Raw genomic sequence first — 22,649 nt, 5'->3', positions numbered from 1 at the left:
AAAAGAAAACAATTATTCTGCCGACATGGACACTCCGCCTTTTAGGACGTTTTGCAAAAGGTGAAATACGGATCTTATGACTACTCATTCACACGCAATTTTTAAAGCAGCTGTTTAAATATATTATCACATATTCAAATAGTATCTCAGGAATGAGATATCGTCGGATAAAGAATGATAATACTTTCACTTAAATTGCATAAAATTAAATTTTTCCCTAAATTCAATTTATGGGAATAATACAACAATACGTACGCATAGATCAGGATACTTTAGATCGTTATGTTGAAAATAGCCAACTTCTTCAAGACGATCTTTTCTCTACACCGCATTCTGAAAAGAACAATCTTCTAGATATAGGGAAAAGTTGGGATGGTTTGTTTTATGTGATAACAGGTGAACCTTTAACCAATCATAAAGCAGTTACCCCACCTTTAAAGTGGCTGATATACGGAACAAATATTCTGGACTTGGAACAGGATATGGGATATGGTCCAGCAACATATCTCACTGCTACGCAAACTCAAGAATTATTTGATGCGGTCAAAGTGATCGCAGAACAGTCATTATCAGATAGGTTTGACGCGAACAAAATGAACGAGGAAGGTGTCTACCCTGAATTTTGGGAAGATCCTGAAGCATTAAATTATTTGATAGAGGAATTCAGAAAATTGAAAGCATTTTTACAAGTAGCAACGCAAGAAAATCAAGCAGTCATCTCCTTTTTATGTTAATACATTAACATTAAGGACAGCGCTAGACTTCTATTAAAGTTGTTCCTTTTTAAGTGGATCATAGCTCAACATAATATAAAGAAAACTAGGAGTCAATTGACTCCTAGTTTTCTTTATAGGCGTTTAACAAATTGCATCTTGAGCATCAGCTAAACTCACTCCTGTATACTTTCGATTTGAAAAATTATAAAGAGACTACGTCTTCAGAAAACACAACGCCTTCATAGCAGGCATTATAAATTGCTTTTAAATCTTCAAGTGAAGGTACTCGAGGATTGAAACCTGTACACGGATCTAAAAGCGCATTATTTGCAATAAAGTCCAGATTTTTATCCCAGACCTCTTGCGTTATTCCAAAATCTTTGATCGAAGATTTGTTATTTACTTCTGAACGTAAAACTTCAATAGCCTGTGCCAGATCTTCGGCTGTTTCTTGACCGATTACCTTTGCTAATTCGGGATAACGTGCTGTTTCCTGTGCATTGTAACGAATCACATTGGGTAGAAAAATCGCGTTTGACGCTCCATGTGGAATACCATATAACGCCCCAACTTGATGAGATAAAGAGTGGACAATTCCTAACCAAGCATTATTAAAAGCCAGACCTGCCATGAATGAAGCATCGTGCATATTTTGACGAGCTTTAATGTTGTCAGGATAGTCGACCACTTCTTTGAGATTATCGAAAACCAGTGCTAAACCACCTTTGGATAATGCATCAGCATAATTGTTTTCGATATTGGATACATATGCTTCCACACAATGTGTCAATACATCAAGACCAGTATTGGATGTCACATGGGCAGGCATAGAGGCACAAATTTCTCCATCAACAATGGCAATGTCAGGCGTGAGTTCATATGAAACCACCGGATATTTAACCCCCTTTTCACGATCAGTAATCACAGCCAGTCCAGTTGTTTCAGTTCCAGTGCCACTTGTAGAAGGAATCGCTATAAATTTGGCTTTTTGACGTAATACAGGAACAGTAAAAGGTTTGATTATAGTATCAAAATCTAGATCTGGATATTCATAGAAAACCCACATGATCTTTGCAGCATCGATAGCCGAACATCCCCCTAATCCGATAATCCAATCTGGTTCAAACGTTTTAATCTGTTCTGCTCCTTTTAGACAAGTTGTAGAAGAGGGATCTTCTTCTACTCCTTCAAATACACGAACTTCTATTCCTGCTTCGCTAAGAAATGAAATTGCTCTATCCAAGGTTCCACTTTTTTTCATAGAACCTCCTCCAGTTACAATTACAGCCTTCTTACCTTGGATATTTTTCAATTCTTCAAGACTTCCAGCGCCATGGAACACCTCTCCTGCAATAAATAATTTACTCATTTTTCTGTTTTTTGTACTCAACAAAAGTACGGGAGAAGGAGGTATTACTGTTATACAAATGGGACTATCCGTTATACATTTGCGACAGTTCCTGCTGAAGTTGAGTAGGTGTTTCTTTCAATTTGGAGCGCACAAATTTGTTTAATGCTGAAGGCGAATTGAAACCCAGATCAAAAGCAATCTCTTTATGTGATAAATCAGAAAACGTCAACTGCCGTTTAATTTCCATTAAAATACGATGATGAATGGTTTCTATTGCTGTTTTCCACAATGGCGTTTGGTGATTGAATTTAGCTTTTTACTGCTGACCATCAATTGCTCTGCATAATACTGAACGGCCCGATGCTGCTTGTAATGTATATTCAAAAGCTTTTTATACTTGATATAAATAGGCTTATCTACCGTTTCTTGATATAATACAGGATGAAGACCATGTACAGACTCGATCAATCCAAGTAGCAGAATTTTGATGTAAAATCTAGCTTGTTCTTTTTTAACTAGACTTGGATACTGATAAATATCTTGAATGCTATTGATCATCCCTATACTATGCTGAAAATCGATTGCAGACAGAATGATACAGTTCAACTGAGTCGAAAGGTGAACATTATAAGTACTCAATTCATTTTTCAGAATATCAGAACAAAATAATATTTCCTCAAAAAGAATGATTTTACCCTTTAAATCAACACTTATACTAGAGACCAGGCTAACCTGTTCGGGAAAAATAACCGCGATTTTCCCCGCTTTAAGTTTATGTATTTTATCTTCTATACTCACTTGCATAGTCCCTTCTTCAATCACGAATAGGCAAAAATGATCTTTTTTATGAGGAACTGTATATGCGTTCAAATTTTCGGAAGTCAAATCAAAAATTCTAAATGACAAATCTTGATCTTCCTTTTTTTGTTGATTATCTTTTATTTTTAATGTCTTCAAAATTCCCTCCTATATGGCCCATAAATTGGGAGGTAAATCTAAAAAAACAAATAACACTTAAACGTAAAAATTATTAAAAAACAGTTCAAATCATTTATAAAGCTGTTAAAAACAGAATCTCCTATTGATTTGACCACAAGAAAAAATGAAGTCAAATCCAGCTTAAACATGCGCAAAATTTATCTAAAAAAGACCCGAATCATAATTAATCAACAGGACTAAACCTCCCGTAGTAAGGTATATAAAGCATTATATCACATTACTCTTTTGTGCTTGAATATATTCAGAAGGAGTCATTTTATACTTTGCCTTAAATACTTTGGTAAAATAATTAGGATTTGAAAAACCCGTTTCATAAGCAATCTCAGATATGGAATTGCTGCTTTTTTCTAATAAAGTAGCAGCGCGCTCTAATCTTACGGAACGTATAAAATCAACGGGACTCATTCCTGAAAATTCAAGCAACCTATTGTACAGGGATGTTCTGCTTATAGATAAGTGATTGCTCAATAGCTCAACAGACAGTTGCGGGTTATCCAAGTTTTCATGAACATATTCAAATACGCTCTGTAAAAACCTTTCTTTCTCAGAAAGGACTTCCACTTCAGGGGACACAAATGATAACTGTTTGCTATATGCATCTTTAAAAGCTTGATTTAGGAGCAATAGACTATTAACTTTTGCCAATAATACTGCCGTGTCAAAGGGTTTTGAAATATAATCTACTGCGCCTGACTCTAGACCGCAGACCAATCCATTTTCTACTCTGGAAGCTGTCAACAATATAATTGGAATATGTTTAGTCCGTTTATCCCGAACTAATTTCTGAGTCAATTCCATACCATTCATGATGGGCATCTGTACATCCGAAATGATCAGATCGGGATGATGAAAGAGGGCTTTCTGCCATCCTTCTTGCCCATTTGAAGCTTCGAAAATTTGATATAAAGAATCCAATCGGCTTTTTAGAAAACCTCGAAAATCGTCATCATCCTCTACGATCAACACCACTGGACGAAGACGAATGTGCGGATCAGCAAGATCTTGCTCTCTCTGGGTATCAGACTCCGAAATCTCATCATGCACAATCTCCATTTTTTCCAAAAGAAGATCAAAAGAAAAGGAACTCCCAAATCCGGGCTCACTCTCCACATACATCTTGCCGCCATACATCTTAACAAATGAATCTGCAATTGACAAACCGATACCAGATCCTTGATTCAAAATATTAGCTTGCGTATCGTGTTGATAAAAACTATCAAAAATAGCTTGATGAGACTCCTTTGGAATTCCGACGCCATCATCCTTAACCATTATTTTTACTTTGATCATATTGCCTGCTTCTTGTACTTCAACGGACTGGATATGGACAGAAATATTCCCTCCTTTTTCAGTAAATTTAAAAGCATTCGACAATAAATTAAATATAATACGCTCTATTTTATTATGATCGAAAGAAGTTAATATATGGTCTTCACAGGTCATAAAACGATAGTTGACTTCCTTTTGAATGGCCATGTCACTAAAAGAATCATACATATCTTTGACAAATGCCACCAAATCCCCTTTCGTATTATGGAGCTTCAATTCATTTTCCTCCATTTTTCTAAAATCGAGCAACTGGTTGACCAGATTGAGCAAGCGATGAGCATTACGTTTTATAAGCGCGATCTGCTGAGAAGTTTCCTTATCTTTTTCCTTAAGCAATAAAATATCAATTGGCCCCGTAATTAACGAAATCGGAGTACGAAATTCATGACTCAAATTTGTCAAAAATTTAATTTTCATCTGATCCAGCTGATGGAGATTGTCTGCATTTCGACGTTCCTGCTCTAACGCAAACTTTTGTTTGAGTTGACGCACGCCTCTACTTCTCAACCAATATAATCCTACTAAAATCACGATAGCATAAAACACAAAGGCATAACCTTTTAACCAGATCGGCGGCGCAACATAAACTACAATAGACTTAATTTCTTCATCCCAGATCCCATCATTATTGCTCGCCCTTACTTCAAAAGTATAGGTTCCAGGATCTAAATTGGTATAATAAGCAATATGTTCCTTACCCGCTTTTATCCAGTTTTTATCAAACCCCAACAATCGATACTCATATTGATTGTCCTCAGATACCGTCATGTTTAATGCAGCAAATGCGATCGAAAAGTTTTGCTTATACTTTAGGGAGATCTTTTGAGCAGTTAATAATGATTCAGATATAACACCACCTTGAGCAGGACTTATTACTTTATTGTCAATCTTTAATTCTGTTAATACAGGTTTAGATCGGTTATTATTAACTTTCAGATTATTGGGATAAAAATGATTAAATCCTTCCTGACCACCAAAATATACCTCCCCATCCGATAGCGTTAGTCCCGCCCCCAACATGAAAGCCCCCTCTTGCAGCCCGACCGAATAAGCATAATTTTTAAATATTTTTTGCATTGGATCATAACAGCTCAGTCCTTTATTTGTACTAAACCATATTTTCCCAGCCTGATCCTCGACGATACTCTGTACGACATCATTGATCAAGCCATCACGTTCAGATAGCGTTTTAAATTGCTGATCACCTTTTTGCAACAGCCCTACTCCATTCCCATTGGTGCCTGCATACACATTTCCAGAGCGATCCGTATAGATCGATAAGACATAATTATTAGGCAAAGCGTTAGTACCTTTATTATAATACGATGTTTTACGGGTATATGGATTATAAACACAAATCCCAGCACCATACGTGCCTACCCACATCTGTCCCTCATGGTCTCTTCTCAAAGCGCGAATAAAATCTGCCGAGGGACTGATCTCATCTGCTGTCGGATTATCAGAACGACGGAATTTTTTGACAAGACCATCTTTAGACTGTATCACATTTATTCCGCCGCCATTGGTCCCGACCCATATATCCCCGTAGATATCTTTCTCCAAACTAAAAACTTCGCTATTATTCAATTGATTATCACCAGGTCCTGTCAAATATTGTGTACGGGATTTCGTTTCTAGATCAAACTTAATCACGCCCTTACCAAAAGTTCCCAACCATATTTCGCTAGCATGATCACCACTTTTTAACGCTAATACTGTCAATTCTTTATCTCCAGTTGGAATAGCGGATAATCGATCAGAAGTACGGTCGTACATATACAATCCACCTCCATCTGTGCCCACCACAACATTGTTTTTATACGGCAGAAATGAAGTGATCATATTAATCTCCTTATTTTCATTACCATAGCTGTCTATTGTCTTCAAGTTAAATTGGTTCAAGTTGACATCAAACTTATTCAGCCCCCCCTGCACCGTTCCGACCCAATATATTCCAAACTTGTCTAGATATATAGAACGAATCGATTTATGACTGATACTTCTGGCATTTCTAACATCTCGATTAAAAAATTTAAGTTCAAAATTGGTGGTATTTAATACGCCTAAACCATTATCAGTTCCGATCCACAGTCCCCCTTTTAAATCTTTGGCAATACTATAAATGCGCTTACTGCCTAATTTAGCACCTAATGTTGGCTGAAATACAGAAAATAGATCTTCATGATTACCTTTATACACAATGCCTTCCAGAGAAGAAACCCAAATACGCTTATGCTCATCCTCCTCAATACAAGTCAATTCCAGTAGTTGACCATGAGATGCGAGGAGGTGTTGCACAGCATAACTTTTACTATCTTTCAGATTAGCGCTAAACTGATAGATTTTATTTTCAGCCGCTACCCACATCCGTCCCTGACTGTCCCTAAAAACATAGCGGGATGTCAACTTTGTAAACTTCTTTTCGATAGCTCCATACGGAGCACCTAGTGATTTATGAATATCTTTAACATTAATGATAAAGAGCCCACCATATGAGGTCACCCAGATATTACCTGCGACATCCGTATGAATTGCTGTTATTGCCGTACTTAACCAGTCACCTTTAGCATTTCGATCATAACTTACTATTTTGTCCAATTTACGATCATAATAGCTTAAGCTTCCGCCATTAGTACCTATCCAAACCCTTCCCATCTCATCTTCACATAATGCAGTGATGTGATTAGATTTTAAACCAGCTTCAACATCTGCGTTATAACGATAAGCTTTAAACGTATAACCATCAAATCGATTTAACCCATCTTCAGTTCCAATCCATAAAAAACCATAACTATCTCTATAGGTACTAAACACGGTATTAGAAGATAAGCCGTCTTTTATTGTATAATGTTCAAATGAATGAGGTAACTCTTGCGCATTAGAAACAGTGCAAAAAATAAATGTAATGATTATTAAAAATTTGCACTTGAATAAATTCAACATATTTATGTTTAATAAGTTAACTGGTTAAAGGTTTACAGCAACACTTTTTATAAATATCACCATACTCCTAAACTATCAAAAAAAATAGATTATTTGATCATTTAAGTACAATTTTAACATACTTACTCATCATTTGAACATTCTTACCTCCACAAGAATGTTACATCAACTAGTTTTGGATTAATAATTATAAACCAACCACCAAGGATAATTTTCACTATTTGTTATTAGATCTAACCAACCTAATGAACAATCGAAAACAATATGCTTGGCATTTATAAACCATTTAGATGAACAAGATTATGAGCACAAAAAACAGTACTTAGCAATGCATGATGAGAAGTAGCTATCAACGCTAATGAACCCTTCTGATAGGGTAAGCCAATTAATGATTTTAAACCAATTTATCTAATCAATTAAAATATTATGATGAAATATACCATCACACTTATTTGGTATGAGAAAAGACTATGGGGTATTCTCCTCCTTCATATTACATCGCTTCTTATCCTAATGCTCGGAACAAGTCCGTTATCTGCACAAGAATTAAGACAAATACGAGGAACGGTTGTTGACCAGAAAAAACAAGCTGTTGAAAGTGCATCTGTTAGGGTGAAAGACGGAAACACTGGAATATCAACAGATATCAATGGTGCATTTTCTATTCAAGTACCTAAAAACCGTAATACACTAATCATATCCAAAATTGGATATACGACGACAGAAGTAAATATTGGCAACAAAACTGAATTACAGATCGTACTCAACAGTTCCAATATTGATATCGACGAAATCGTTGTAGTAGGCTATGGTACACAGAAAAAAGAAACCGTTGTTGGAGCTGTAACACAGACAAGCGGTAAGATTTTAGAACGTGCTGGTGGTGTGGCGAGTGTTGGAGCTGCTTTAACAGGTAATGTACCCGGCGTAGTAACCACAGCAAGTACGGGTATGCCAGGTGAAGAAGACCCCCGTATCGTGATTCGCGGACGCAGTACCTGGAACAATACCGATCCACTAACCATGGTCGATGGTGTCGAACGTCCATTGAGCAGCGTTGATATCAGTTCCATAGAAACAGTATCCGTCTTAAAAGACGCCACCGCAACCGCTGTGTACGGTGTTCGTGGAGCAAATGGGGTGATTTTAATAACCACGAAACGAGGTCGCGAAGGAAAAGCATCTGTAAGAGGTACAGTTAATAATATCATCAAAACGGTATCCCAATTACCCGGAAAAATGGACTCATATGATGCCATGATGTTACGGAACCGCGTTATTGAGAATGAGCTCGCACTATCTCCAAACAGTTGGGCAGCATATCAAACCCAAGATATCATCAATAAATATCGTTACCCGGCCAGCATAGAAGAAAAAGAACGCTATGTCAATACCAATTGGGCAGAAGAACTTTTCAAAGGCCAAGCCTTCTCACAAAACAGCAATATCAATATTGCAGGTGGTACAAACTTTGTCAAATATTTTGCCAGTGCTGATTACCTCTATGAAGGAGACATGTTTCGTCAAAATGACAATAACCGCGGTTATAAAGCAGGATACGGATTTAACCGACTCAACATGCGGTCCAATCTGGATTTCCAATTGACACCGACCACTAAATTTTCAGCAAATCTTGCCGGTTCTCATGGCAGAAAAAAAGGCCCTTGGGCAGGAAGAGGTGATTCGTACAGCTATTGGATAGCCGCTTATACGGTACCTCCAGATGTTATTTATCCCAGATATTCAGATGGGACATGGGGTTTTTACAAACCAGATTCACAAGTCGGAATCAACTCCGCACAGGCCCTTGCCACCTCGGGCATAGAATTGACAACTACCAGTAAAATCACTTCCGATTTTATTTTGGAGCAAGATTTAAAAATGTTTTTAAACGGTCTGAAAGTTAGGGGAAGTATTTCTTTGGACAATACTTTTGTCGAATCTGGAAGAGGAGTCAACGATTTATACAATAATGTGCAAAGCAAATGGATTGATCCCGAAACCGGAATCCCTGTTTACGGACAAAATATAGATAATAGCCGTTTCGACTTTGTGGAAGGGATCAATTGGGCGCAACAAGCAGGCGCAGTTGATAACGCTTTTACCTATCGTCGACTTTTCTATCAATTGCAATTTGATTATGCCACCCAAATCGCCAATGACCACAACATTACGGCCATGGGTTTATTCAACCGTAATCAATATGCAACAGGAAGTATTCAACCCTTTTACCGCGAAGATTGGGTATTCCGTACCACCTATAATTATAAAGGAAAATACATGCTAGATTATAGTGGAGCTTATACAGGATCTGAAAAATTTGCCCGCGGTTACCGCTTTGGATTTTTCAATTCAGGTGGTATAGGCTGGTTGCTTTCAGAAGAGAATTTTATGAAAAATGTTTCCTTTTTGGATATGTTAAAGCTACGCGCATCTTATGGAGACATTGGTGATGACAATGTTAATGGCCGTTACTTATACCTGACACAATGGATCTATGGCGGTCAGTCGCACATGGGTACCGTTGGAGATGCTCCAGAGCGCAGCAGTTACATTTGGTTTAGAGAAAATGAATTAGGGAATCCAAATGTACGTTGGGAAAAAGTCAGAAAATTTAACTTCGGTACTGACTTCTCCTTTTTTAAAGGATTACTTTCAGGACAGGTCAATATCTTTAGCGATAAACGTAAAGATGTACTTATTGCTGGCAATGCCCGCTCTATACCAGATTATTTTGGAGTAGATGCTCCTGCTGCCAACTTAGGTATTGTAACCAATAAAGGTTACGAACTTGAATTAAAAGTGAATAAAGCTTTCAATCAAAATTGGCGTGTCTGGGCAGACATGAATTATACACATGCCAAAGATCGCGTTATTGAAGGAGATAGCCCAGGTTTATTACCTGATTATCAAAAACTAGACAACAAACAGATCAGCCAAACCTATTCGTTTGTCAGTGGAGGCTACTATAATACCTGGGATGAGCTGTATGCAAGTACCATGCATGATAATAATGATGCCAACAAATTACCAGGAAATTACCACATCTTGGATTACAATGGGGATGGCTTGATTGATACCAAAGATAATATTCCTTATGCCTATCCATCTACTCCACAGAATACGTACAACCTGACTGTTGGATTGGACTGGAAAAATTTCAGCATCATGACCCAATGGTATGGTGTCAATAACGTAACCCGACAAGTCGTATTTAATAGTTTTGAAAGACAACGCAATTTGGCTTATCACGAAGGATCATATTGGTCTAAAGACCATACTGATGCCGATGTACCATTACCACGTTGGCTTGCGACCCCGAGTAACTATACTGCAGGCAACCGCTTTATGTATGATGGATCGTTTATCCGACTAAAGACTGCAGAAATAGCTTATAATATGACTAGCGAAAATAAGTTTATACGTCGTTTAGGATTTCAGAATATTCGCGTTTTCCTCAATGGTCACAACCTGTTGTTCTGGTCCAAAATGCCTGATGATCGAGAATCCAATTATGCCGGTACCGGATGGGCCTCTCAAGGTGCCTACCCTACTGTCAAACGGTTTAACCTAGGTGCGAATATTACTTTTTAACTCGATATTATTATGAAAAAATATATAAAAATTATATTGTCATTCGGCATCATATCTACGACTTCTATTACGCTATCTTGTAAAAAGTATTTGGATAAAGAAGAACAATCCATTATATCAGAAGAAGAGGCTTTCAAGAACTTCAATAATTTTCAAGGCTATACAGAAGAACTGTACCATTGTATCGTCAACTTCACAAACCTCTATTGGACCAACTCCTGGAACTGGGGCGAGGATGAAATCACCTCAACCGCTGGAGACTATCATTTTATACATAAGATTGACAACGGCAACTTTTGGGGATGGCAGTCTCAGCATGACGGATGGGGTGCAGGATGGATGGAACAAGGAGATTTTACAACAACATTCTTTGGTGGCAATGATCGCAATATCAATAAAGATCTTTGGAATGCCTCTTGGTTTGGTCTGAGAAAAATCAGTATTGGTCTTGCCAATTTAGACAGAATGACAGAAGCCACACAAGAAGAACGCAACCTCATCAAAGGACAATTATTATTTTTCAGAGGCTGGTTTCACCATCGATTAATGGAATATTTTGGAGGTCTTCCTTATATCAATACGGTATTGCCAAGTGACGAAAAACTAACACTTGCTCGATTAAGTTATCATGAGTGTGCCGACCTAGCCGCCGCTGATTTCCGTGAAGCCGCAAATCTTTTGCCGATCAATTGGGACAACACCAATGCAGGAAAAAGAACCCTTGGTAAAAATGGTTTACGCATCAACAAAATCATGGCCTTAGGTTATTTAGGTAAAAATTATCTTTGGGCTGGTAGTCCTTTAATGAATCAAACGGTAACAGGAAACCGTAATTACCATGCAGAATACTGTAAAAAAGCAGCGGAAGCATTTGGAGAATTGTTATCGCTAACGGAAAGTGGACAGACGCAATATAAACTGGTAGACTTTGCAAATTATCACCTCAATTTCTACACCATAAGTGAAAATTGGGCATTACCAGGTAGTACAGAAGCAATTTTTAGAGGTCCTTATAATACAGGTAATAATACCCATTATGGAACCAGTAAGCAATACATGCCCAGCTTAATTACCGAAGGTGACGCGCTTAAATTTGTGCCAACAGCCAATTATGTGAATTATTATGGAATGGCCAATGGTTTACCTATTAAAAATAGCACACAAGCTGATGCTGAGTCCGGCTATGACCCAGAATATCCATGGAAAGGACGCGACCCTCGATTCTACAACGATATCCTATTTGACGGAGTTAAAGTGATCAAAGGAACTATACCTCCTAATATTAATTTAACAGAAAATGAATATCGATATGCCCAACTTTATACCAAAGGTTCTTATCGCGAAATTCAGAATGGAAGTCGTACGGGTTATGTATTACGCAAATTTATTCCGCTCAGCGCAAACAATTACGATAGAGCATTTGACTATGGATCCAATATGCATATCTATGTTCCCTATATGCGCCTTGCAGATGTTTATCTGATGTATGCGGAAGCTGCTGCAATGGGCTATAACACAGCTAGTGGAAAATCATCAAATTATCATAAAACAGCCGTGGAAGCCGTCAATGTCATTCGTCAACGTGCAGGAGTGGCTGGTGTAAATGCCAAATTTCTTGGATCAGCGGATGCTTTCATTGGAGAATTAAGACGCGAAAGAGCCGTTGAACTGGCCTATGAAGGTCATCGTTTCAACGATCTCAGAAGATGGTTATTATTGACTGAAAGACCTTATACACTCAAAACATCGCTTGAATTTGATAGATCAGGAACTTTCAATGAAAATGACCCTACACAAAACCGTGTGGTGAACATGAGAGAAAGTGTACTATTGGAGCGAAAATTCTCCAGCAAACACTATTGGCTACCCTTGAAAGTTTCAGATGTAAGTATGTATCCTGAATTTTCACAAAATCCTGGCTGGTAACTGGGATAAGCGATCAATTCATAAAATTATGAGACATGAAGTATAAAAAATTAAAAATAGCATTGTGCTTAAGTATGGTCGGTCTGAGTACACTTGACGCATCAGCATCTCGCTCATTTCAATATAAAAACATAGCACCAGATGCAAATAACAGATTTACAGTACAAGATAGTGTGCATATGGACAGCACCGAGCTGATACAGGTCGCTTTTCGTAAAGTAAAAAAACAAAATGTTATGGGCGAAATTCAAGCAGTCAATTTAGCTCAGTTAATGAAAAAAAACTATACAACTTATAGTCTAGAAAACCTAAACGCCCTTATTTCCGGTTTCAATGGAGACATCTGGGGTGCTAGCGGTTATCTATTGCTCGTGGATGGATTTCCTCGTGATGCCGACAATGTGATGCCTACTGAGATTGAGCAGATCTCCGTATTAAAAGATGCAAATGCAATTGCATTGTATGGTAGTCGAGCTGCTAAAGGCGTCATCTATATTACAACAAAAAGAGGTAAAAGTGGAGGTCAAAGTATTAATATACGAGCCAATGCAGGTATCAATACTCCAATTAGTTATCCCAAATATTTAGGATCAGCAGAATATATGACTTTGTATAATGAGGCCAGACGCAACGACGGCCTTCCAAATTTATATTCAGCAGAAACAATATATCAACATAGTGCAGGAAAAAATCCCTATCGTTATCCCAATGTGGATTACTATGCATCAGATTTTATCAAGAAAAGTTACAACCGTTATGACGCTACAGCAGAAGTTTCGGGCGGTAATGAGCGTACCCAATATTATACCAATTTCGGATTTTGGTCAGCAGGATCATTATTAAACTTTGGAGAAGCTGTCGATAACAACACGTCAAACCGTTTTAATATGCGCGGCAATATTGATGTACAACTAAACAAAATCATTTCCTTAAATGTAGATGCTGCTGCTAGTTTTTACTCCTCAAAAGGTGTGAATGCCGATTATTGGGGAGCTGCGGCAACCGTTAGGCCGCATCGTTTTTCGCCCCTCATACCGATCAGTATGATTGAGGAAAGCGATCAGAATTCGATGATATTTGTAAACAACAGTAACTTTCTTGTCGATGGAAAATATTTATTAGGCGGTAGTCAATTGGATCAGACAAATGCATTTGCCAACATTTATGCAGGTGGAAGCAATCGACACATGAACAGACAATTTCAGTTTAATACGGGACTTAATTTTGATCTAAACAGTGTACTGGAAGGCTTAACTTTTAAAACAGCCATGGCCATTGATTATCAAAACCAGTATAACCAATCTTACAATAATAGCTATGCCGTCTATCAAGCCAGCTGGAACAACTATGCGGGCAATGACCTCATCAGTAGCTTAACCAAATATGGTGACGATCGGATTTCAGGGATACAAAATATTGGTTCAAGTGCATACAGGCAAACATTAGGTTTTAATGCCCAGTTAAATTACGCCCATACTTTTAATGAGCAGCATCACGTGTCCGCAATACTACTGGCCAATGCTTTTCAGATCGGGAAATCTGCAGAATATCATAAACATAGCAATGCCAACCTGGGTTTACAACTTGGATATCAATTTGCAAACAAGTACTATGTAGATTTTAGTGCTGCTATGCCTCATTCTGCCAAATTACCAGAAGCTAAGCGTAAAGCCTTTTCACCTACCCTATCGATGGCATGGCGCCTAAGCGAAGAAGCGTTCATGAAAGACAATAGTGTCTTTAACAACTTAAAGGTAAAAGCTTCTGCCGGGATCATCAATACCGATTTGGATATAGAAGACTTTTATTTGTATCAAGGATACTATACTTTTAACAATGCTGCATGGAATGGTTGGAGAGATGGTGATAATGTACACACATTTGATCGCTTTAGAGGAGAAAACCTAGACATGCGCTACCCGCAACGAAGAGAGGTCACCTTGGGTGTTGAAGGAGCCATGTACAACAACTTAGTAACCTTTAATGCTTCTTATTTCTATAATCAGATGCATGGTCTGCTCGTACAGCCTAGTACCATGTACCCCATGTATTTTATGTCTTACTGGCCAGTTTATTCTGATCTACCTTTTGTCAATTTTAATGTAGATGAACGTCAAGGTCTGGATTTTGGAGTAAATATCAACAAAACGTTTAACAATAGTTTTCTTTCTTTAGGTGTTACGGGTCTATATTTTGACACGAAAGCTTTAAAACGTGATGAACTTTATGAAAATAGCTATCAAAACCGCACCAATAAACCATTAGATGCAATATGGGGACTTCAAAATGAAGGATTTTACCAGGACCAAGCCGATATAAATCAGTCCCCTACCAGTAGTTTTGGAGAAGTTAAACCTGGAGATATTAAATATAAAGATCAAAATGGCGACGGCATCATTGATACTCGTGACGAAGTTTATTTAGGAAAAGCAGGTTGGGGAGGATCGCCTTTCTCATTAGGATTTAATCTAACAGCCAAATGGAAAAATGTGACTTTCTTTGCTATTGCGACAGCAAGATACGGCGCCTATGCCATGAAAAACAGTTCTTACTTCTGGATGGACGGCGAAGATAAATATTCCATCATAGCACGCAATCGTTGGACAGAAGAAAACAAAGAAACGGCAACGTATCCGCGATTGACAACAGGCGTCAGTGACAACAATCTGCGCAATTCGGATTTCTGGCTGTACAAAACCAATCGACTTGATTTTTCCAAAGTACAGATCTCTTATGATTTTCCAGCAAGTGTATTAGGAAAAGGTATCATCAAAGAACTTGGTATCTATACCAATGGCTTTAACTTGATGACGTTTGCAAAAGAAAAAGAAACGATGCAGCTCACGGTTGGGGCTGCGCCACAAACAAGATTTTTCAATTTTGGTGTAAAAGCTTTATTCTAAATTATCAGTGAAAACTAATTGACATGAAAAAAATAATATTCATATTAAGCATGGCCTCTGCCCTATCACTCACCTCCTGTGAAGATATGTTCAAGCCTGCTATCGAAAATATTTTAGATATCGAGACATCATACGACAGACCATTGTACGCACAAGGATTGTTATTAAACGGTTACAATAGAGTTCCAACAAATAGCTGGACTTTTAGCGATGCCGCAACAGATGATGCAGTAACCAATCAAAGGTCTAATGATTATCAAAAAATTGCCACCGGTCAGTGGACAGCGATGAACAATCCAATGGATCAATGGCGCAACAGTAAATCAGCCATACAGTATATCAATAATTTTTTGAAAATAACCGATAAAGTCAACTGGGCAGCTACAGAAAATGTCACAGCGATGTTCAATGATCGCATGAAAGGTGAAGCCTATGGTCTTCGCGCTTTATTTATGTTTCACCTGTTGCAGTCACATGCCGGAAAAACAAGTAGTGGTGAATTAATGGGCGTGCCGATTATCCTTGACCATGAAGACTTAGAATCTGATTTTAATAAAAGCCGTGCTACTTTTGAGGCTTGCATGCAACAGATCTATGCTGATATTCAAAAGGCCGAAGATCTTTTACCATTAGATTATGAAGATATTGCATCGGAAAGTGCTATTCCAGCTAAATATAAAGCTTTAGCGATTAAAATGAATGATTACAATCGGGTATTCGGTTCACATTTCCGATTACGTTTAAGCAAAAGAATCGCACAAGCAATTAAAGCAAAAGCCGCACTTATGGCCGCTAGTCCAGCCTTTGCAACGGGCAATACGACAACTTGGGCTGATGCGGCAAACTATGCTGGCCTTGTCATTCAACAAAAAGGAGGCGTGTCTGGTTTAGATCCAGATGGAGGATTATTTTATCAAAGCAAGAGCGTGAATAGCATGAATGAAGGACGCAATACCTCAGAAATCCTCTGGCGCGTAAATCGTGGCGATCCTTCATCAGATTTAGAAGCCGATCAATTTCCACCAACATTGTTTGGTCGTGGACGCATCAATCCCACCCAAAATCTGGTGGATGCTTTTCCAATGGCCAATGGATATCCGATCACAGAAACTGCCAACAGTGGATTCAATGCGCAATCGCCTTATGATAACAGAGATCCAAGGCTTAAAAACTATATTTTAGTTAATGGGACGACGTCAGGTGTAAATAATACCGCGATCAATACAGCGGTAAACAGTCCGACAAATGATGGATTAAATAAAGTCGAAACATCGACTCGTACAGGATACTACTTACGCAAATTATTGCGCCAAGATGTCAACCTAAACCCGTCCTCCGTATCCGGTCAATACCATATTACGCCGCGCTTGCGCATGACAGAAATATACCTCGCGTATGCCGAAGCAGCTAACGAGGCATGGGGACCTACGGGAACTGGCACACAGTCATTTTCGGCTTACGATGTGATCAAAGCAATCCGAAACAGAGCCGGAGTGGGAACAAGCAATGGAGATCCTTATCTAAATGAAGTAAAAAACGATAAAGAGCGCATGAGACAGCTTATCCGAAACGAAAGACGTTTAGAATTATGCTTTGAAGGATTCCGTTTTTGGGACATCAGGAGATGGAATAAAAATCTGACAGATCCAGCAAAAGGAATGAGCATCCAAAATAACACCTATACCACAATCAACGTTGAAAATCGTGTTTACGAACCGTATATGCAATATGGACCTATCCCGTATAGCGAAATATTAAAATACAGCAACCTGGCACAAAATAACGGATGGTAAAACCTTAAAAAAACGACATGAAAAAATTAAATATATTTTGCGCGACCCTATTATTGGCATTTGCATCTTGTAAAAATCAGGATTGGGAATTTCCAGATTTTAAGTATCAGACCGTATATTTCGCCTATCAGTATCCGGTACGTACCGTCACTATGGGGGAAGACATTTTTGACACTTCATTAGATAATCAAGGTAAAGTTAAAGTCATGGCTACCACAGGAGGTGTTTATAATAATGAAAAAGACATCAGTATTGATTTTACCGTTGACAATGCCATGACTGACAAAATCATTTTCAGTCCAGATGGCGGAGAGGTAAAACCCCTTCCAAGCAACTACTATTCTATCTTATCTAACAAAATAATGATACCAAAAGGCAGCTTGACAGGAGGTGTAGAAATACAGCTGACAGATGATTTTTTTGCTGATCCAAAGGCGATTTCCACCCATTATGTTTTGCCGATTCGATTAACCTCCGTTACCAATGCAGATTCCCTACTTTCAGGAACACCAAAATCAGGAAGTTTGCGTCGGAAGGCCGTCGCTGATGATTGGGATGTCAGTCCTAAAGATTACATATTTTACGGATTGAAATATATCAATACTTGGCACGGCAATTACCTACGTCGCGGTCAAGATGTTATTATTGGTAAAAATGGAAATACTTCCCTAAGTAAAACTCAAACACGAAGAATGGCTTATGTTGAAAAAGATGAAGTAAAAACTCTTTCTACAAAATCCTTAAAAAACACCATCCTTCCATTGGTATTTAAAGGAACAGATGACAAGAATATCAATTGCAATCTGCTCCTCTCATTTGATGATAAGAATAACTGTACCATCACTTCGGCAACCAGTGGCACAACAGCTTCTGGAAAAGGCACTTTTGTGAAAAGAGGAGATAAAAATAGCTGGGGAAATACAGACAGAGATGTTTTGTACCTGACATACCAAATTGATATGCCACAAATGACTGTGAGCACGCAAGATACATTGGTCATGCGTGACAGAGGAGTCAAAATGGAAACATTTTCTGTAGCGCTAAAACCATAATTCTATAATCTATAAATCAAAAAATGAACATGAAAAGATTAAATAGAGTAATTGGATCGAGCCTCATAGCAGGTCTCTTTTTAAATTCCTGTGCAAAACATGAAATTTTAAACTATTCAGTAGAAAAACCTGAAAGCGTAATCGCACAGGAAGATATTGATTCTTATACACCATTGCTTACATATATCGATCGAAGTGCACATCCCAATTTCAAATGGGGTGTAGCCTTAAATATGGACGACTACCTCAATAAAGGTGTCATGTACCGTTTAGTAAATCGAAATTTCGAAGAAATGGTTGTAGGGTATGAAATGAAACATGCCTCCATTGTTCAAGATGAGGGAGAGTTAGATTTAAGTAAAGTTGAACAAATGGTTAAGGCGGCAAAAGAAAATAACATGAAGTTATTTGGGCATACCCTGACGTGGCATTCGGGACAAAACGCAACTTACTTAAATAGCCTAATTGCTCCTGTACTATTGCCCCCTGGTTCGGCGCCAGTCCCAGGAGGGATCAATGTACCTGCACTTTCGGGCTATGCACTAAAGATGACTAATCCATCCGTTGTCAATGCATGGGAAGCACAAGCAGCTTATGACATCACAGGTATAGAAAACAACACAGAGTATATCCTAAAGATAACTGCAAGAGGTAGCAAAGCAGGAAATATTGGCTTAGATCTACAAGCAACATCTAACTATACTGGAGATAGTTTTGGTTCCATCGCTTTTACTACAGATTATAAAGAATATGTACTAAAACTAAAAACAACGGCAGTAAGAAATCGATTCATAATCAATTTTGGTCAATTCGCCGGAACAGTATACGTCGACGAAATATCGTTGAAAAAAGTAGGCAATGATACGGAGATCATTCCAGGTGGAGATTTTGAAAAAGGAATTGGTGGATGGTTTGGATGGGGCAATAGTTCTACACGCATACAGTCTGCCGAAGGAGAAGGTTACGGTGGACCTGGAGGGATCAGGATCGTAAAGACAGCTGAGCAGAAAAAAGAAATTCTAACCGAAGCTTTGGAGAAATTTATTTCCGGCATGCTTTCAGTCACCAAAGATTATGTCAAAGCCTGGGACGTTGTAAACGAACCCATGTCCGATTGGCCAGATCAATTCGCCTTAAAAACAGGTGTAGGTAAAACTGATTTGGCAGCAGATGAGTTTTACTGGCAAGATTACTTGGGTAAAGATTATGCTGTCAAAGCTATTCAATTTGCACGTAAATATGGCAATCCCAATGATATCCTGTTTATCAACGATTATGGTCTTGAAGGAGGTGGCAACAAATGCAAAGGTCTTATTGAATATGTCAATTATGTCGAAAGCAAAGGCGTCAAGGTCGATGGTATTGGCACGCAAATGCACATGAATATCACGACCAATAAAGATCATATTGTAAGCATGTACAAATTACTTGCTGCAACAGGAAAACTTATCAAAGTATCCGAGCTTGATATTGGTCTTGGCGAAAACGTTAAAACGGTAAATGCGACTGCCGAAATGTACAAGCAACAAGCGGAAATGTACCAGTTTGTGATCGAAAAGTATTTTGAGATTATACCAAAAGCGCAACAATATGGTATCACCATATGGAGTCCTCTTGATAGTCCTGATCGTGAAAATTCTTATTGGCGCAGAGGAGAGCCTATCGGAATATGGACAGAGTCCTTTGTCAGAAAACCAGCTTACAAAGCAGTAGCAGAAGCTTTGCAAAAACAAAAATAAGGTTATCACATCAAATGATCTGATCAATTGAGGGGAGGAAAAACATTTCCCCCCTCATTCGATACAGCGCTATTTTTTTATCGATCATTCAAGCAATCATTATGACATTTTTTATGAAAATTCTTGCCTGTTTATTGTTTTTATTTCTTTGTATCCGCTGTGCACCACATCCCTCACACCAAGAACAGCTTCAACCCGTATTGCAGATCGGTTCTTTTTCACTGATGGAAGATGAGTATCGCTATTGGAATGATAAATTAAAAAGTAAACATATTGATTCGGTTCAACGGCAGCAACAGATTCGCGAACAAGCTTACATTTTAGCCTATGCCCAGGAACACCATTACGATACCATCAGTTCACTCAACAAACACCTGGATTACGCGCTTAAGTTTTTTGTTTCACAAGTTGATGGTTATCTTTGGAACAAAGAAGTAAAACCTAAATTACAAATAACAGACAGTTTACTCCAGATAGCCTATAAAAAGAGAGCATTTACCTACCATATTGATCTGATCAGACTATCCGATACCGTCAAGACTATTGCACATCTAGGCACACCCGATCAAAGCCTATTTAACCATTTAAAAACGTTAACACCAAAAGAACAGTTCCATCAGATCTCCTTAACCTATCCATTTCTCCCATACGGCAGCTATACAGAAGGACTTGACCATGCGCAGATGGGGGAAGTCATTGGTCCATTTGAAACAGAACAAGGGCTATACATCATGCGGGTAAATCGCATTACGCCATCTTCTATTCCCCCCTTTAAGGATATTGAAACCTTCTTGCGTCAAGATCTCACAACAAGGATGACAAATAAATATGTATTTGAAAGTGTCAAACGGATCAAGGCAGAAACAAACCCAAGATTTAACAACATAGCACTCACTCATTTATGTAAATCCTATGATCCTGTCAAAAATCAATGGCCCGTTCAGCTTGATAGCCTACTTTTAATGCAATATTCCTTTCACAGAAAAACAAAGTCATTTAAAGGAAAAGATTTTAAGGAATTTATTCAGTATCAACCTTTATTTTTTGGTTCACTCCAAAATACAGAAGATGTAAAAAAAATGATTGAGACCTATCTAATTGGTGAATTTCTATATCATGAAGCTCAAAAATTTTCACCCGAACATGATAAAGCCTATACCTTAGCAAAAGGTTGGCTACGCAATCATTTTTATGTCAATTACTTTAAAGAAAAGCACATACTTCCCAATATTCAGATCACTGAACAAGATGTCATCAATTATTATCATACTAAAAAAGATGAAGTAAAACCTTTTGATCAGGAAAAAGAAAAGATGAGACAAGAATTGTATGTAAAAAAGGAAAAAGAGCTATCAAAGAATGAAATAGAAAGATTAAAAAAAAGATACCCCCTAGCCCTTGATAAGATCACCTAGCTTAGCATAAACCAACCTCAAGAACCATTATAAATTATCCATATTTAATCATTTTGTAAATCAAAAAAATCATGAAAAAAATTGTTTTAATCTTAACTTTGCTATTAAGCAGCGCAGCAGCTACTTATGCATTCAATCAACAAAGTGTCACGGCTTATGCCAGTACGCCAAATCAGCATGCTGCCATGGGGGTAAATATCAATAGTCACTGTACTTATCTTCAATTTAGCTGTGAATGGAGTAATGCAACATCTGGAACTGCGACAGCCTTTGGTGATGGATTACTTGGAGAGTATGGTTGGTCAGAAGGAAATGGAGATAGTAGATACTCGGTTTTAGGCTCAGGTAGATATTGGTCATCCCTAACCGTATACATTTATGCTGGTGGACCACTTGGAGCACAAGGAACAGCAACAGTAAGTTGGTTTTAATTATGTTCTCAATTTTAAACAGTATGAAAAAGATCATTTTAATAATAAGCTTATTGATGACGAGTGTCACCATGAGCTTTGCCTATACCAATGGCATAGGCCTTATGGCATCAACAGTCTCAGGTATGTATCCGCCCAGCAATAGTCAGATCGTATCGATCAATAAGTATTGTGAAGTCGCATTTCAATGTTCGTATAGCAATGGAGGTGAACCTTCCTATATCCCTACGTCTGGATCGGCCTATTTAAAACATGGCGGAATACCCCTTCATAATTATAACTTTGGAGCTTCATCTGGGGGTAATCAAACCTTTACTGGATTTTGGTACGCAATCGAAGTTGGTATTGTATGTACTTCCAACTCCATTGGATTAGTCATGTTCAACTGGTAAACCAATAAAAAAAAGGATAACTTATTTTGGGAAAAATAGAGGGGGACAATCCCCCTCTATATAAAA

The 22,649-nt window shown here is 38.1% G+C and carries 14 protein-coding genes; 10 read left to right on the top strand and 4 right to left on the bottom strand.

The window, feature by feature from the left end; genetic code table 11:
• Nucleotides 1–230 precede the first annotated feature (230 nt).
• The gene (locus tag B3P23_RS04200) at nt 231–734 is read left to right on the top strand and encodes a YfbM family protein (protein WP_293924696.1); all 504 of its coding nucleotides are present in this window, start codon (nt 231–233) and stop codon (nt 732–734) included.
• A 184-nt stretch (nt 735–918) separates the two neighbouring features.
• Here B3P23_RS04200 and B3P23_RS04195 read toward each other — a convergent pair whose 3' ends face one another.
• The 4 genes from B3P23_RS04195 to B3P23_RS04180 form a co-directional block, all read right to left on the bottom strand.
• Nucleotides 919–2,085 (bottom strand): iron-containing alcohol dehydrogenase, encoded by a 1,167-nt coding sequence (locus B3P23_RS04195; RefSeq protein ID WP_293924694.1) that lies wholly within the window; start codon nt 2,083–2,085, stop codon nt 919–921.
• A gap of 64 nt (nt 2,086–2,149) precedes the next feature.
• Entirely contained in the window at nt 2,150–2,314 is a 165-nt protein-coding gene (locus tag B3P23_RS04190; protein WP_293924692.1) for a helix-turn-helix domain-containing protein, read from the bottom strand.
• A gap of 23 nt (nt 2,315–2,337) precedes the next feature.
• A complete protein-coding gene (locus B3P23_RS04185) occupies nt 2,338–3,024 on the bottom strand; it encodes an AraC family ligand binding domain-containing protein (protein ID WP_293924690.1) in 687 nt (228 codons plus the stop codon).
• Nucleotides 3,025–3,273: 249 nt separating this feature from the next.
• On the bottom strand, nt 3,274–7,338 hold the full coding sequence (locus B3P23_RS04180) for a hybrid sensor histidine kinase/response regulator transcription factor (protein WP_293924688.1): 4,065 nt from the start codon (nt 7,336–7,338) through the stop codon (nt 3,274–3,276).
• A 426-nt stretch (nt 7,339–7,764) separates the two neighbouring features.
• Here B3P23_RS04180 and B3P23_RS04175 point away from each other — a divergent pair, with 426 nt between their 5' ends.
• The 9 genes from B3P23_RS04175 (at nt 7,765) to B3P23_RS04135 (ending at nt 22,583) form a co-directional block, all read left to right on the top strand.
• Nucleotides 7,765–10,932 carry a SusC/RagA family TonB-linked outer membrane protein gene (locus B3P23_RS04175; RefSeq protein WP_293924687.1) on the top strand — a complete coding sequence of 1,056 codons (3,168 nt, stop codon included), beginning with the start codon at nt 7,765–7,767 and terminating at the stop codon, nt 10,930–10,932.
• A gap of 12 nt (nt 10,933–10,944) precedes the next feature.
• On the top strand, nt 10,945–12,858 hold the full coding sequence (locus B3P23_RS04170) for a RagB/SusD family nutrient uptake outer membrane protein (protein ID WP_293924685.1): 1,914 nt from the start codon (nt 10,945–10,947) through the stop codon (nt 12,856–12,858).
• Nucleotides 12,859–12,893: 35 nt separating this feature from the next.
• Complete coding sequence (locus B3P23_RS04165) at nt 12,894–15,761, top strand: SusC/RagA family TonB-linked outer membrane protein (RefSeq protein ID WP_293924684.1); 2,868 nt, start codon at nt 12,894–12,896, stop codon at nt 15,759–15,761.
• A 23-nt stretch (nt 15,762–15,784) separates the two neighbouring features.
• Entirely contained in the window at nt 15,785–17,554 is a 1,770-nt protein-coding gene (locus tag B3P23_RS04160; protein ID WP_293924683.1) for a RagB/SusD family nutrient uptake outer membrane protein, read from the top strand.
• Between the two features lie 17 nt (nt 17,555–17,571).
• Complete coding sequence (locus B3P23_RS04155; RefSeq protein ID WP_293924681.1) at nt 17,572–18,606, top strand: DUF5627 domain-containing protein; 1,035 nt, start codon at nt 17,572–17,574, stop codon at nt 18,604–18,606.
• A gap of 29 nt (nt 18,607–18,635) precedes the next feature.
• Nucleotides 18,636–20,345, top strand: a complete 1,710-nt coding sequence (locus B3P23_RS04150; RefSeq protein WP_293924680.1) for an endo-1,4-beta-xylanase — start codon at nt 18,636–18,638, stop codon at nt 20,343–20,345.
• A gap of 113 nt (nt 20,346–20,458) precedes the next feature.
• On the top strand, nt 20,459–21,760 hold the full coding sequence (locus tag B3P23_RS04145; protein WP_293924679.1) for a peptidylprolyl isomerase: 1,302 nt from the start codon (nt 20,459–20,461) through the stop codon (nt 21,758–21,760).
• Between the two features lie 71 nt (nt 21,761–21,831).
• Nucleotides 21,832–22,191, top strand: coding sequence for a hypothetical protein (locus tag B3P23_RS04140; protein ID WP_293924677.1), 360 nt, complete (start codon nt 21,832–21,834; stop codon nt 22,189–22,191).
• A 23-nt stretch (nt 22,192–22,214) separates the two neighbouring features.
• Nucleotides 22,215–22,583 carry a hypothetical protein gene (locus B3P23_RS04135; protein WP_260949838.1) on the top strand — a complete coding sequence of 123 codons (369 nt, stop codon included), beginning with the start codon at nt 22,215–22,217 and terminating at the stop codon, nt 22,581–22,583.
• Nucleotides 22,584–22,649: the final 66 nt, after the last annotated feature.

The organism is Sphingobacterium sp. UBA6320 (genome assembly GCF_002440335.1).
Classification (GTDB): domain Bacteria; phylum Bacteroidota; class Bacteroidia; order Sphingobacteriales; family Sphingobacteriaceae; genus Sphingobacterium.
Note: the sequence above shows the minus strand (reverse complement) of the source record. Positions and strands in the feature narration are given on the sequence as shown.

Coding starts and splice junctions, on each gene's coding strand:
- B3P23_RS04145 (WP_293924679.1), top strand. CDS start 20,459: ATGAAAATTCTTGCCTGTTTATTGTTTTTATTTCTTTGTATCCGCTGT.
- B3P23_RS04155 (WP_293924681.1), top strand. CDS start 17,572: ATGAAAAAATTAAATATATTTTGCGCGACCCTATTATTGGCATTTGCA.
- B3P23_RS04160 (WP_293924683.1), top strand. CDS start 15,785: ATGAAAAAAATAATATTCATATTAAGCATGGCCTCTGCCCTATCACTC.
- B3P23_RS04190 (WP_293924692.1), bottom strand. CDS start 2,314: ATGGAAATTAAACGGCAGTTGACGTTTTCTGATTTATCACATAAAGAG.
- B3P23_RS04170 (WP_293924685.1), top strand. CDS start 10,945: ATGAAAAAATATATAAAAATTATATTGTCATTCGGCATCATATCTACG.
- B3P23_RS04140 (WP_293924677.1), top strand. CDS start 21,832: ATGAAAAAAATTGTTTTAATCTTAACTTTGCTATTAAGCAGCGCAGCA.
- B3P23_RS04200 (WP_293924696.1), top strand. CDS start 231: ATGGGAATAATACAACAATACGTACGCATAGATCAGGATACTTTAGAT.
- B3P23_RS04165 (WP_293924684.1), top strand. CDS start 12,894: ATGAAGTATAAAAAATTAAAAATAGCATTGTGCTTAAGTATGGTCGGT.
- B3P23_RS04175 (WP_293924687.1), top strand. CDS start 7,765: ATGATGAAATATACCATCACACTTATTTGGTATGAGAAAAGACTATGG.
- B3P23_RS04135 (WP_260949838.1), top strand. CDS start 22,215: ATGAAAAAGATCATTTTAATAATAAGCTTATTGATGACGAGTGTCACC.
- B3P23_RS04195 (WP_293924694.1), bottom strand. CDS start 2,085: ATGAGTAAATTATTTATTGCAGGAGAGGTGTTCCATGGCGCTGGAAGT.
- B3P23_RS04150 (WP_293924680.1), top strand. CDS start 18,636: ATGAAAAGATTAAATAGAGTAATTGGATCGAGCCTCATAGCAGGTCTC.
- B3P23_RS04180 (WP_293924688.1), bottom strand. CDS start 7,338: ATGTTGAATTTATTCAAGTGCAAATTTTTAATAATCATTACATTTATT.